Source organism: Agrobacterium sp. SORGH_AS_0440, from assembly GCF_031453135.1.
GTDB lineage: Bacteria > Pseudomonadota > Alphaproteobacteria > Rhizobiales > Rhizobiaceae > Agrobacterium > Agrobacterium pusense.
In genome coordinates this window covers 1,011,314-1,025,413 of record NZ_JAVIYR010000001.1, presented here as the reverse complement: position 1 = coordinate 1,025,413, position 14,100 = coordinate 1,011,314, and the positions used below count along the sequence as shown (strand labels likewise).

The following is a 14,100-nucleotide window of genomic DNA, read 5'->3' as shown; positions in this document are numbered from 1 at the left end:
GATCCCCCTTACGCCGCTTCGCCGATGGCGCGGCCATTTGCGTCGAATGCCATCAGGTGGCTTGTATCGAGAAACAGCTCGATATCCCTGTCCGGTTCGATGTCGTGGATGCCATGCGCCAGCATGACCCAGCGTCGGCCCGAAAATTCCACATGCACGAAGCTTTCCGACCCGGCGATTTCCGAGATCAGCGTCCGCGCCCGTATGGATTGCCGTGCTTCACCCTTCGCCTGCGGGAAAAGATGATGCGGCTGGAAAGCGATGGTCAAAGGTCCATCCGGCACGGTGGCAAGGTGCGCCGGCACCGCGACAACGGCGCGATCAGCACGGGTAAAGGCTCCACCCGTCTTGATGACCTCGATGGTGTTGAGCGGCGGGTCGGCGAAAATTTCCGCCGTCACAATATCCACCGGGCGCCGGTAAACCTCGATGGTGCGACTGAACTGGGTTACCCTGCCCTCGTTGAGTGTTGCCGTATTGCCGCCCAACAGCAGCGCCTCTGACGGCTCTGTGGTGGCATAAACAAAGATCGCGCCCGACTCCGCGAAAATGCGCGGCAGCTCCTCGCGCAATTCTTCGCGCAGCTTGTAGTCGAGATTGGCCAACGGCTCATCGAGCAGCACCAGAGTGGCGTTCTTGACGATGGCGCGGGCAAGTGCCGTGCGCTGCTGCTGGCCGCCGGAAAGATTGAGCGGGGTACGGTCGAGATAGGGCGTCAACCTCAGAAGCTCCGCGGCTTTTCTCACTTCCCGGTCGATGGTTGCCTGATCCTTGCCCGCAACCCGCATCGGCGAGGCAATGTTTTCGTAAACGCTGAGCGCCGGATAGTTGATGAACTGTTGGTACACCATGGCGACGTTGCGCTTCTGGACCGGCCAGCCGGTCACATCCTCGCCGTTGACCAGGATCGAGCCGCTGCTTGGCTTGTCCAGCCCTGCCATTAGCCGCATGAGCGACGTCTTGCCCGAAAGCGTCGGTCCAAGCAGAACGTTCAGGCTTCCGCGCTGCAACGTCAGATCCGTGGGATGAATATGATAGTCACCGCCCACCATCTTCGAGACATTTCGCAATTCAAGCATGGTGATCCAAAGCCTCCTCCGCTTTTGTCCGGATCGTCAGATTGCCTTCAATCGTCCACCTGCAATGTCATCGATGTAGTCCTCCAACCCACGCACCTCGTCGGGGGTCAAAAAAAGCCCCTGCTTGGTACGGCGCCACAGAATATCCTCCGCCGTCAGCGCCCATTCCCGCGCCATCAGCCAGCGAACTTCGGCTTCGTAGAGCGTGCCGCCGAAATACCGCCCAAGCGCCGACGCGTCTGTCGCATTGCCTATCATCGCCGCCACATCGGTGCCGTAGCAGCGGACGAGCCGCTCCGCATGACGCTTTTCCATGAAGGGATAACGCGATAGCAGCGCAGAAACCTCCGCAGCATAAGCTTCTACATTGAAATTCCCGCCCGGCAGATGAGAACCCGCTGTCCATGGGGCTCCCTTTGTTCCCAGCGCATCGCCGATCTTTTCAAGAGCATGTTCGGCAAGTCGCCGATAAGTGGTGAGCTTGCCGCCGAAAATATTGAGAAGTGGTGCCTCGCCGTCGGTCCCCTCGGTCTTCAAGACATAATCACGCGTCGCCTCCTGCGCTTTTGACGCGCCGTCATCAAAAAGCGGCCGCACCCCGGAATAGGTCCAGACGATATCGGCCGGCTTTACCGGTTCGGCAAAATATTCACTCGCCGCGCTGCAGAGATAGCTGATTTCCTCGTCGCTGATCTTAACAGCCCGGGGGTCACCGGTATAGTCGCGATCCGTCGTGCCGATCAGGGTGAAATCCTGTTCGTAAGGGATGGCGAAAATGATGCGGCCATCCGGATTCTGAAAGAAGTAGGCGCGCGGATCGGAGAACTTCTTGCGCACGATGATATGGCTGCCCTGGACGAGGCGAACATTGTGAACGTTGTTTTTGCCGAAGGTCGCCGACAGAACCCTGTCGACCCATGGACCGGCGGCATTCACCAACATCCGCGCCCGGTGGACCTGCGTTTCTCCGGCGGCATTTCTCGTCTCGACCCGCCAGAACGCGCCGTCGCGCCGCGCGGAAACCACCTGCGTCCGATTGAGGATCAACGCGCCACGGTCAGCGGCATCACGGGCGTTCAGCACGACCAGGCGGGCGTCATCGACCCATCCGTCGGAATATTCGAAAGCCCGGGCGAAAATCGGTTTCAAAGGCTTTCCGGCCGGATCACGGCGCAGATCGAGCGAGCGGGTGGCGGGCAGAAGCTTGCGGCCGCCAAGATGATCGTAAAGGAAGAGCCCGAGACGCACGAGCCACGCCGGACGCACACCGCCCTTCTGGAAGGGCAGCACGAAACGCATGGGCCAGATGATATGAGGCGCCATGGCCCACAGAACCTCGCGTTCCATCAGTGCTTCGCGCACCAGACGAAACTCGTAATGTTCGAGATAACGCAGGCCGCCATGAATGAGCTTGGTTGCAGCAGACGACGTACCGGAGGCGAAATCGTTCATTTCCGCAAGTGCGACGGAATAGCCCCTGCCGACGGCGTCGCGCGCAATGCCGCAGCCATTGATACCGCCGCCGATCACGAAAATATCGTGAATTGCCTCGTCAGACATGCACCCTCCCGCGCTTTCATCGACGCTCTCCTCATCGATATATTGAAAGCACTACCATCTAATTCGAAGACAAAACGAATGTCAAACGAAATTCCGACAGCCCGTGGATCAGGTGCCACGGGCCTCCGTTTCGATCAGCCGGACATCGTGATCGGCGCAGATGCCGCGGATGGAATCAATCGGACAATGATCGGTGATGAAGGTATGAACCTGCGAAAGATGGCCGATGCGGACAGGGGCCGTCCGTTCGAATTTGAGCGAATCCGACACCAGAATCACATGGCGCGCGTTGGAGATGATTGCCTGCGCAACCTTGACCTCGCGGAAATCGAAATCCAGCAGGGCGCCGTCCTCATCGATGGCGGACACGCCGATGACGGCGAAATCCACTTTGAACTGGCGAATGAAATCCACGGCCGCTTCGCCGACAATGCCGCCATCGGAGCCGCGCACGACACCACCGGCAATCACCACCTCAATACCCGGGAAAACACGTAACCTGTTGGCAACATTTATATTATTCGTGATGACCATCAGTTCGTGATGATCCGCCAGCGCTTCGCCCACCGCCTCCGTGGTCGTGCCGATGTTGATGAAAAGCGACGAATTGTTGGGAATGAGAGCGGCGGCAGCGGCCCCGATCGCCTGTTTCTCTACGGAAGCAATCGCCCGCCGAGCCTCGTATTTGACATTTTCATTGCCGCTTGGAAAAAGCGCGCCGCCGTGGATGCGTGTCAGAACACGGGTATCGCAGAGGTCGTTCAGGTCCTTGCGGATCGTCTGAGGGGTGACGGAAAACCGCGATGCCAGCTCGTCGACCAGCACTCGCCCGTTCGCTTTCGCCAGCGCGACGATTTCATCCTGACGCGGTGTGAGCAACATTTCGCCCTCCCTCCTCTTTCAATTTTTTCGTTTTATTGAAGAGCGAACGAAAAACCAATGTCAAGGGATGGTTTAGGCCGACCGTGGGTGGCCGCGTCGACGTCATGTGTCAAAAATTTGCGCCGGGGCGGCGCGTGGTCCGTCATCGAGCTATCAGAACGGGTGGAAGGATCTCCTTTGCGTCCATCAAGGACAGCGCCGGGGAAGCGGCGCGGAACGCATCGCCAATGCCGATCAGAACGGGCTCGTTTACCCCCAGCCGCTCGATTGCCGCAGACAGTTGCGTGAGTGGGCCGCACCAGCGCTGCTCATTCGCCCGGGTGACGGAAACCACGACGGCAACGGGCGTCGAGGCGTCCATGCCGTGGGCGAGCAAGGAGGACTGGATTGCCGCCGCGGTTCGCCCGCCCATGTAAAAAACCGTGGTTACGGCGGGGTCGGCAAGCGATGTCCAGTCAATATTCTCCGGCAGCTTTCCCTGACGGGAATGGCCGGTGATGAAGCGCACCGACTGGGCGTGGTCGCGATGGGTCAGGGAAATGCCGAGGCGGGAGGCCATGGCGCTTGCCGCGGTGATGCCGGGCACGACATCGACGGGAATGTTTTCAGCCGCCAGCGCGGCGATCTCCTCACCGGCGCGCCCGAAAATCATCGGATCGCCGGATTTCAGGCGCACCACCCTTTTTCCCGCCTTTGCAAGCCGGATCATCATGTCGTTGATATCTTCCTGCCTGCAGCTTTCGCGACCGCCGCGCTTGCCAACCAGCATGCGCTTGGCCTCCCGCCGCGCCAGCTCCAGCACCTCGGCTGAGACAAGATCGTCAAACAGGATGACATCTGCCGCCTGCAGGGCGCGCACCGCTTTCAGCGTCAGAAGTTCGGCGTCTCCAGGGCCGGCGCCCACAAGCGTCACCTGCCCCCCAACCTCGCAAGCCTGCATTCCGGTAGCCGTCAGCAATCGTTCTTCGCTGTCTTCGTCCAGCCTTTCGGTAAAGGCCCGATCGACGAATTTCTCCCAGAACAGCCGCCGGGACGGACCTGGCGTCAGCCGGAGGTTGACCCGCTCACGGATGGTCTGGGCAAGAGCGCCCCAATCCCTGAGCGAGGGCGGCAGCAATGTCTCAATGCGCCGACGGATGGCCTGAGCCAGAATAGGGGCTGCGCCATCGGTGGAGATCGAGACGACCACTGGCGAGCGATTGACGATGGAGCCGAACTGGAACTGGCAGAATTCCGGCTTGTCGATGACGTTGACGGGAACACCCGCCGCCCGCGCAGCGGCATGAAAAGCTGCCGCCCCCATATCCGTTTCGCAATCCGCCAGCGCCAGTTCCGCATTGGCGAATATGCCACTATGCCAGCGCATGGCATGGAAATGCAGGCGAGTGCTTCTGGCAACGAGCCCTGCAAATGTCTCGGACAGGTCACCCCTCTCACAAAAGACATGCAATTCCGCGCCGCAGGCCAGCAACAGCTCCGCCTTCCAGGCGGCCCCATCCGATCCGCCCGCCAGCACTACGCGCTTGCCCTCAAGCCCCCAGAAAACCGGCAGCTTGGCGAGTTTCTCCATACGGGCCGGTTCATTCCGCTGCGGTTTTAAGGCATCCATTGATGACCCCCTTGATTTCGGCGCGGCACGAGCCGCAATTGGTGCCGGCATTCAACACCTTGCCGATGGCTTCGACGCTATGGCAGCCATCCCGGACTGCGGCCGTGATCTGGTTGACGCCGACATTGAAGCAAGAGCAGACCGTGGCCCCCGGATCGGGACGGCCGGCTCCGGGGCGACCGGCGATCAGCGCAAACCGCATTCGCAAGTCCTCATGGCGCTCGGTCAATTGTAAAATCGCCCAGTTGCGGGCAACAGCCACCGGCCGCCTTGCGATGAACAGCGCCGCCAGCAGTATATCGCCATCGAAAAAGGCAAGGCGCAGATCGCCGGTTTGCCGGTCGCTGTAACCCAGCGGCTCGATCCCGGCGTCGATGCCGAAGACCTGTCGCGCCCAGAGCGTCCAGTCCTGCGGCTCTTCTGCAAAGGCAAGCTCCATGCGATAGCCGCCATCCGCCTTTGCAATCGCCCAATAGGCGCAGTCCGGCGCATCGGGCCGGGTGCGGGAAATGGCGAAACCGTAAGCCTTCGCTTCGAAACGTCTTGCCCTCACGCCCGTGTTTTTCGAGGCGGGCTGGCCGGAATAAGGGTCCGTGACCGGGGCCACAACCATATCGATCCGCGCCAGCGAGGCGAACTGGTCGTTCCAGTGCATCGGCGCGAAGACCGACCCGCGCGCCTGCCTTTCGCTGATCAACGCCCGCAGCAGAACCTTACCATGTGGACTTTCCAGCTCTACCAGATCGGCGCTTTCGATGCCCAGCGCCTGTGCATCGCGCGGGTGAAGCTCGGCGAATGGCTCGGCGATATGGGCGGTAAGGCGTGCGCTTTTGCCGGTGCGGGTCATGGTATGCCACTGGTCGCGAATGCGCCCGGTATTCAGCGTCAGCGGATAGTCCGCCGACGTTCTGTCCACCTCCGGCAAGGCTGTGACGATGAACCGCGCCTTGCCATCGGCGTGATAAAACCGGCCATCTTCGAAGAAACGCGCCGTGCCGGCGTCACCTGCCTGCGGTCTTGGCCATTGGAAGGGCGCCATCCCGTCATAGACTTTCGGGTCGACGCCACTGATGTCGAAATCGCGACTGCCCAGATTTTCGAAGCCAGACAGAGCCGCATGTTCGGAGAAAATCTCCGACGCGTGCCGGAAGGCAAAGGCTGCGCCGAAACCCATGCGTCGGCCCACTTCCGCCATCTGCCACCAGTCCGCTTTCGCTTCACCGGGTGCATCGAGAAAACCGCGCTGGCGGGAAATGCGCCGCTCGGAATTGGTGACCGTGCCGTCTTTTTCCCCCCAGCCAAGCGATGGCAGAAGCACATGGGCATGGCGCGCCGTATCGGTCTTGTCCATGACATCGGACACCACGACGAATGGACAGGCCTTGATGGCCGCTTCGACAGCACCGGCGTCAGGCATGGACACCACTGGATTGGTTGCCATGATCCACAGCGCCTTGATGCGGCCATCGGCCACGGCCCGAAACATATCAACGGCTTTGAGGCCGGGTTTTTCCGCAATGGCAGGCGAGGCCCAGAAGCGCTGCACGCGATCACGATCCCCGGCACTTTCGATGGCCATATGGGCGGCCAGCATGTTGGCCAGCCCGCCGACCTCGCGCCCGCCCATGGCGTTCGGCTGACCGGTCAGCGAAAACGGTCCCATGCCGGGCCTGCCGATGCGACCGGTCGCAAGGTGGCAATTGATGATAGCGTTGACCTTGTCGGTGCCGCTTTGCGACTGGTTGACGCCCTGGCTGTAACAGGTGACGGTTTTTTCGGTGCGTTCGAACAATTCGTAAAAGGAAATCAGTTCGGCAATCGTCAGCCCGGTGGCCTCAGCGATATCAGGCAGGCTATATTCGGTTGCTGCCTGCATCGCAGCATCAAAACCGACCGTGTGATCTTCCACAAAGGCGTGATCGACTGCAGGACTACCGGAAAGATGCGCCAGCAGGCCGGTAAACAAGGCCACGTCTCCATCCGGGCGGATGGCGAGGTGCATATCGGCAATATCGGCGCTCATCGTGCGACGCGGATCGATGACAACGACTTTCATTTCCGGCCGTGCCGCCTTTGCCGCCGCTAGCCTCTGGTAGAGGACGGGATGGCACCAGGCGAGATTGGAACCGGTGAGGATCACCAGATCGGCAAGCTCCATATCCTCATAGGTGCCCGGCACCGTATCGGCACCGAAAGCGCGGCGATGGCCGGCGACCGAGGACGACATGCAGAGCCTTGAGTTGGTATCGATATTGGCCGAACCGATGAAACCCTTCATCAGCTTGTTGGCGAGGTAATAATCCTCGGTCAGCAATTGGCCGGAGACGTAAAAGGCAACCGAATCCGGGCCATGTTCGGCAATGGTGTCGGAGAAGCGGGAAGCGACGAGATCAAGCGCTTCGTCCCATGTCGCCCGTTTGCCATTGATCTCAGGGTGAAGAATGCGTCCTTCAAGGTCGATGGTTTCGGCGAGAGCCGAGCCCTTGGAGCACAGCCGGCCGAAATTGGCGGGGTGGTCCTGATCGCCTCTGATGGAAACGATACCATCGTCGTTGACGGTGGCGATGACGCCGCAGCCGACGCCGCAATAGGGACAGGTGGTTTTGGTTTCAACGGGCATGGGTTTGCCCTCTCAGCGTGTGGCGGTTACGCCGCCTCAACGTGTGGCGCTTACCCCCCTGTGCCCTGCCGGGCATCTCCCCCTCAAGGGGGGAGATCAATCGCGGCACAAACTTCCATTCACAACTGGCGTCGTCGCCGGTGGAGAGGGAACGAGGAGCCCTCCGCTTGTCGATCTCCCCCCTTGAGGGAGAGATGCCCGGCAGGGCAAAGGGGGGTAAAGCCACCGCCATCGCAATTCACTCCGCCGCAATCATCAGGGTTTCGAGCGCTATCGAAAGCCTTCCATCCAGATTACGTACCGGAATGGTCCTCACCTCGCCCTCATCCGCCCCCAAGGCCTTGCCGGTTTCCAGCGAAATGACCCAATTATGCAAGGGACACGTCACCGAAGCGCCATGCACGATGCCCTGGCTCAGCGGCCCGCCCTTGTGCGGGCAATGATCCTCGATGGCGAAGACATGATTTTCCGCTGTGCGGAACACGGCGATCTTGCCCATCGGCGTTTTTACGCACCGTGCGCCGCGCAGTGGGATGTCAGAGATGTCACCAATATCGATCCAGTTGACGTCCATCGTTCTCACTCCGCTGCCTGATTGAAACCGATTGCCGCCATGGGCCTGAATTCGTGCTTGTCGTGGCCGGACACACGCTCGGATACCAGGGATCGACCTGCGCGAATTTCTGGCTGAAGACGAAGCGTTCGAAATAGGCCCGACGCTTCTCCGCATCATTCATGATCTGGCGACGAACCTCGTCGTAGCCGATGCGCTTGGCCCATTTGTAGATGCGCTCAAGGTAGCGCGCCTGCTCACGGTACATTTGGGTGAGCGCCACGATATGCTCCAGCGCTTCATCCTCGGTTCTGACAAGACCCAGAACTTCAGTGCCCTTGATATCGAGGCCGGCGGCACCGGCGAAATGGATTTCGAACCCGGAATCAACGCAGATGACGCCAATATCCTTGCAGGTGGCCTCGGCGCAGTTGCGCGGACAGCCGGAAACGGCAAGCTTCAGCTTGGCGGGTGTCCACGATCCCCACATGAATTTTTCAATGCGGATGCCAAGCCCGGTGGAATCCTGCGTGCCGAAGCGGCACCATTGCTGGCCGACACAGGTCTTCACGGTGCGCAAGCCCTTAGCATAGGCCTGGCCGGAAATGAACCCGGCCTTGCCGAGATCGGCCCAGACCGCCGGCAAATCCTCCTTCTCGATGCCGAGAAGGTCGATGCGCTGGCCGCCCGTCACCTTAACCATCGGGATTTCGAACTTGTCGACCACATCGGCAATCGCCCGAAGTTCGGAAGAGGATGTCACACCGCCCCACATGCGCGGCACGACGGAATAGGTCCCATCCTTCTGGATATTGGCGTGAACACGCTCATTGATGTAACGCGACTGGTAATCATCGGCATACTCATCCGGCCAGTCGCAGACGAGGTAATAATTGAGCGCCGGCCGGCATTTTGCGCAGCCACAGGAGGTTTTCCATTCCAGCTCCTGCATCACGGCTGGAATGGTCTTCAGACCCTTGGCCTTGATGAGACGGCGTACATCGTCGTGGCCGAGATCGGTGCATTTGCACATGGGCTGCACGGCAGCGGGGTTATAACTGTCGCCGAGCGTCAGCGTCATCAGCTGTTCGACAAGGCCGGTGCAATTGCCGCAGGAGGCGGAAGCCTTGGTGTGGGCGCGCACATCATCCAGAGACGTCAATCCCTTGGAGGTAATGGACGAGGTGATCTTACCCTTGCAAACGCCGTTGCAGCCGCAGATTTCCGCATCATCCGGCAAGGCTGCAACGGCCGCCATAGGGTCCAGCGGCGACCCTCCCTGATAGGCCTGACCGAAGATCAGGGTTTCGCGCATGGCGGAAATATCGGTGGACTTCTTCATCAGATCGAAGAACCACGACCCATCCGCCGTCTCGCCGTAAAGCACCGCACCGATGATGCGGTTTTCTTTCAGGATGAGGCGCTTATAGACGCCGGCCGTGGCGTCTCGCAGCACGATTTCCTCGCGGTCGTCGCCTTCTGCGAAATCGCCGGCGGAAAACAGGTTGATGCCGGTGACCTTGAGCTTCGTGTTAGTGACGGAGCCGTGATATTCGGCCGAACCGCCGCAAAGGCGGTCGGCTAACACCCGGGCCGATTCATAAAGCGGGGCAACCAGCCCGTAGCACATGCCGCGATGTTCCGCGCATTCGCCGAGCGCATAGATCGAGGCGTCCGACGTCATCATGCCATCGTCAACGACGATACCGCGATTGACGGCAAGACCGGCTTCCCTGGCAAGACCGGAAGCGGGACGGATACCGACCGCCATCACCACCATGTCGCCTTTGATGATCCTGCCGTCTTCCAGCTCGATGCCCTCGACCTTCTCCTTGCCAAGAATGCATTTGGTATTGGCCTTGGTGATGATGTCGATGCCGCGCTCGGTGAGCGCCTTCTCCAGAAGATAGGCCGCTGCCGGATCAAGCTGACGCTCCATGATCGTCGGCATCAGGTGGATGACGGTGACGTCCATTCCCTGACGCTTGAGACCATAGGCGGCTTCCAGCCCGAGAAGGCCGGCGCCGATGACAATGGCGCGGCCCTTTCCTTCTGCGATCTCCAGCATCTTCGTCACATCATCGAGATCGCGATAGGCGAGCACGCCGGGCAATTGATGGCCGGGGACGGGAATGATGAAGGGCAGAGAACCGGTGGCGATCACCAGCTTGTCATAGGAAGCCGTAATACCGTTTTCGCTGGTGACGGTCTTTTTGTCCCGATCGATACCGGTGACCTTCGCACCCTTGTGCAGCGTCACATTATTGGCCGCATACCAGTCGTCATTGTGGATGACGATGTCCTCGTAGCTCTTTTCGCCTGAAAGCACCGGCGAGAGCATGATGCGATCGTAATTAACACGCGGCTCAGCGTTGAAAATGGTGACATCGTAGAGGCCGGGCGCGGTTTCGAACAGGTTTTCCAGCATGCGCCCCGGCGCCATGCCATTACCGATGATGACGAGTTTCTGCGTCATGGTCGTTACTCCGCGGCTTCGACGAAGCGGTGACGTTCATAAAGGAACTTCAGCACGGCCTCGCGGCATTTGAGGTAGGTCTTGTCGGATGCAAGCTCGATACGGTTGCGCGGGCGTGCCAGCGGCACCTCGAGCACTTCGCCGATGTGAGCTGCGGGACCGTTGGTCATCATCACGATACGGTCGGAGAGCAGCACAGCCTCGTCCACGTCATGGGTGATCATGACCATGGTGTTGCCGAGCCGGGCGTGGATTTCCATCACCGCATCCTGAAGATGAGCGCGGGTCAGCGCATCCAGCGCCCCGAAAGGCTCGTCCAGCAGCAGGATTTTCGGCTCCATGGCGAGCGCCCGGGCAATGCCGACACGCTGTTTCATGCCGCCGGAAATTTCCGAAGGCTTTTTGTCTTTCGCGTGCCCCATCTGAACGAGATCGAGATTGCGCATGACCCAGTCATGCCGCTCGGTCCGGGTCTTGGTGTTGCGGAAGACCTTCTCGACAGCGAGATTGACGTTTTCATAAACCGAAAGCCACGGCAGCAGGCTGTGGTTCTGAAACACGACGGCGCGTTCAGGTCCGGGTTCGTTGACCTCCCGGTTTTCGAGGAGCACGGCACCGGCGGAGACTTTCGTCAACCCGGCGATGAGGTTCAGCATGGTGGATTTGCCGCAACCGGAGTGGCCGATGACCGAGACGAATTCACCCTTTTCGATAGTGAGGTTGATGCCTTTCAGCACCTCGGCGCGCGAGCCGCCCTTGTCGAAATATTTGTCGATGTGATCGAGCTTGAGATATACGTTCATAGTTATCGCCCTTTCAGTTGGCCGCAGCGCCGCGGGTGATGACCTTGCCGAGCGCCGCCACCAGCTTGTCGAGCATGAAGCCGACGACGCCGATGTAGGCGAGTGCCACGATGATGTCGGGCAGGCGCGAGGAATTCCACGCATCCCAGATGAAGAAGCCGATACCGACGCCGCCGGTCAGCATTTCCGCCGCCACGATCGCGAGCCACGAAAGGCCGATGCCGATGCGCAGGCCGGTGAAGATGTAGGGTGCTGCCGATGGCAGCATGATCTTGAAGAAGAATTCGAGCTGGTTCAGCCGCAGCACCTGCGCCACGTTGCGGTAATCCTGCGGAATGTTCCGCACGCCGACTGCGGTATTGATGATGACCGGCCAGATGGAGGTGATGAAGATCACGAAAATGGCCGACGGATTGCTGTCCTGAAAGGCGGCCAGTGAAAGCGGCAGCCAGGCGAGCGGCGGCACGGTGCGCAGCACCTGAAAGATCGGATCGAGGCCGCGCATCGCCCAGACCGACTGGCCGATGACAGCCCCGAGAATGATGCCGGCGATGGCGGCAAGGCCGAAACCGTAGGCCACCCGCTCCAGCGAGACCAGCACGCGCAGGCCGAGACCTATATCCTGCGAGCCATTATGGAAGAACGGCGATACGATGAGATCGTAGCTCTCCTCGAAAACCTGGCTCGGCGGCGGCAGGGAGGCGCCGGGGGCGGAACAGAGCAGCTGCCAGACAGCAAGCAGAATGGCGAGAACGACAAACGGTGGGATGATGTTGCGGGCCGCTACCACAGCCCATTTGCGCAGATCAATCCGCGGCGACTGTTTCGGCGCAAGCGCCACGACACTTGCCTTCTTCGCTGCCTGCTGCTGCGGCTCTTCGTTGAATTTTCGGGCCAATGCGGACATGGGCATTTCCTCTTGATGTCGGTTACGGTCTGGGCTCGCCCCTCACCCGGTCTTCAGCCGCACCGGTTGGGAAGCGCGGCCGGCGGATGAAGGGCGACGCCCGGGTCTCCTCCTCAGGAGGCCGCCTTGATGGACAGGCTTTCGAGATAGGCCGACGGGTTTTCCGGGTCGAAGACCTTGCCGTCGAAGAAGGTTTCCTTGCCGCGCGAGGTGGAAGCGGGCAGATCGGTTACGCCGAGATCCTTGGCGGCAGCGCGCCAGATATCCTCTCGGTTCACCTTCGCAACCAGCGCCTTCACATCGGTGTCGGGCGCGAATTTGCCCCAGCGGATGTTTTCCGCGATGAACCAGCTGTCGTGGCTGCGGAAGGGATAGGAGGCATGGTCCTGCCAGAACTTCATCTGCAGGCCGGTGTTTTCGTCGAGCGCGCGGCCGTTGCCGTAATTGATATTGCCCTTCAGACGGCCAAGCACATCCTTCGGCGGCACGTTGAACCATTGGCGTTTGCCGAGGATGGTGGACATTTCTTCCTTGTTCGCCATCTCGTCGCACCATTGCTGCGCTTCCATGACCGCCATCAGCAGCGCCTTGGCGGCGTTGGGGTTCTTTTCCACCCAGTCGGCGCGCATGCCGAGCGCCTTTTCCGGATGGCCCTTCCAGAGTTCGCCTGTCGTACAGGCAGTAAAACCGATGCCCTGATTGACCAACTGCTCGTTCCAGGGCTCGCCCACACAGAAGACGTCCATGTTGCCAACCTTCATGTTGGCGACCATCTGCGGCGGCGGAACGACGATGGTGGAAACGTCCTTGTCGGGATCGATACCGCCGGCGGCAAGCCAATAGCGGATCCAGAGATCATGCGTGCCGCCCGGGAACGTCATCGCGGCCTTGATTTCCTTGCCTTCCGCCTTCTTTTTCTCGAACGCCACCTTCAGTTTGGAGGCATCGAGTTGAACGCCGGTATCTGCATATTCCCTGGCGACGGAGATGCCTTGGCTGTCGAGGTTCAGGCGGGCGAGGATTGTCATCGGCACCGGCACATTGTTCTGGGTTACCTTGCCCGTATGCATCAGATACGGCATCGGCGTGAGAATATGCGCGCCGTCAATACCGTTCGAAGCGCCGCCGAGCACCAGATTGTCGCGCGTTGCGCCCCATGACGCCTGCTTCAGAACCTCGACGTCAGGCATGCCATGCTTGGCGAAGAGGCCCTTTTCCGCGGCGATAACGAGCGGTGCGGCGTCGGTCAGTGCGATGAAGCCGAGTTTTGCGCCTTTGACCTCAGGCTCGGCGGTGCCTGCGAAAGCCCCGGAGGGAAACGCGCCGCGTACCGCAGTGACAAGGGCTGCGGTGGCCGTGGTCTTCAAAATCGCGCGGCGGCTGACAGCGCCGGAGAATATCTTTTTCATTCGCATGTTCCCCTTATTGGGCCACCCGTAGGTGACGTTTTCGCTTGCGAAAAAACCGGAAAATAAAAAAACGCCGCTCGGTGTTTGCGTCTGCGGACGGGAGAAGTCCGGACTGCAAAACCTTGCGACGTCTGTGTCTTTGAAAGCGCCTATGCCGCGCCCTGCTTGCTCCGATCGCCGTTGACCGGTGCGAAAAACAAAA

General features: G+C 60.3%; 9 protein-coding genes and 1 pseudogene. All 10 read right to left on the bottom strand.

The features are described 5' to 3' along the window. Nucleotides 1-8 precede the first annotated feature (8 nt). Nucleotides 9-1,079: an ABC transporter ATP-binding protein gene (locus tag QE453_RS04720; RefSeq protein ID WP_006699929.1), complete on the bottom strand. Its 1,071-nt coding sequence runs from the start codon at nucleotides 1,077-1,079 to the stop codon at nucleotides 9-11. A 36-nt stretch (nucleotides 1,080-1,115) separates the two neighbouring features. Continuing rightward, nucleotides 1,116-2,639, bottom strand: coding sequence for a glycerol-3-phosphate dehydrogenase (locus tag QE453_RS04715; protein ID WP_309776497.1), 1,524 nt, complete (start codon nucleotides 2,637-2,639; stop codon nucleotides 1,116-1,118). A gap of 108 nt (nucleotides 2,640-2,747) precedes the next feature. Beyond that, the gene (locus QE453_RS04710; RefSeq protein ID WP_006699927.1) at nucleotides 2,748-3,521 is read right to left on the bottom strand and encodes a DeoR/GlpR family DNA-binding transcription regulator; all 774 of its coding nucleotides are present in this window, start codon (nucleotides 3,519-3,521) and stop codon (nucleotides 2,748-2,750) included. Nucleotides 3,522-3,663: 142 nt separating this feature from the next. Then, nucleotides 3,664-5,130: a siroheme synthase CysG gene (cysG, locus tag QE453_RS04705; protein ID WP_309776496.1), complete on the bottom strand. Its 1,467-nt coding sequence runs from the start codon at nucleotides 5,128-5,130 to the stop codon at nucleotides 3,664-3,666. Continuing rightward, nucleotides 5,102-7,750 carry a molybdopterin-dependent oxidoreductase gene (locus QE453_RS04700; RefSeq protein ID WP_309776495.1) on the bottom strand — a complete coding sequence of 883 codons (2,649 nt, stop codon included), beginning with the start codon at nucleotides 7,748-7,750 and terminating at the stop codon, nucleotides 5,102-5,104. The genes cysG and QE453_RS04700 overlap by 29 nt, the downstream gene beginning before the upstream one ends. 238 nt (nucleotides 7,751-7,988) lie before the next feature. Continuing rightward, nucleotides 7,989-8,324, bottom strand: coding sequence for a nitrite reductase small subunit NirD (gene nirD / locus QE453_RS04695; protein ID WP_100911278.1), 336 nt, complete (start codon nucleotides 8,322-8,324; stop codon nucleotides 7,989-7,991). 5 nt (nucleotides 8,325-8,329) lie between these two features. Then, nucleotides 8,330-10,779: pseudogene (gene nirB, locus QE453_RS04690) on the bottom strand (nitrite reductase large subunit NirB). Between the two features lie 5 nt (nucleotides 10,780-10,784). Further along, on the bottom strand, nucleotides 10,785-11,582 hold the full coding sequence (locus QE453_RS04685) for an ABC transporter ATP-binding protein (protein WP_309776493.1): 798 nt from the start codon (nucleotides 11,580-11,582) through the stop codon (nucleotides 10,785-10,787). Nucleotides 11,583-11,595: 13 nt separating this feature from the next. Further along, nucleotides 11,596-12,489: a nitrate ABC transporter permease gene (gene ntrB / locus QE453_RS04680; RefSeq protein WP_022563288.1), complete on the bottom strand. Its 894-nt coding sequence runs from the start codon at nucleotides 12,487-12,489 to the stop codon at nucleotides 11,596-11,598. Between the two features lie 113 nt (nucleotides 12,490-12,602). Beyond that, complete coding sequence (locus tag QE453_RS04675; RefSeq protein WP_309776492.1) at nucleotides 12,603-13,898, bottom strand: CmpA/NrtA family ABC transporter substrate-binding protein; 1,296 nt, start codon at nucleotides 13,896-13,898, stop codon at nucleotides 12,603-12,605. Nucleotides 13,899-14,100: the final 202 nt, after the last annotated feature.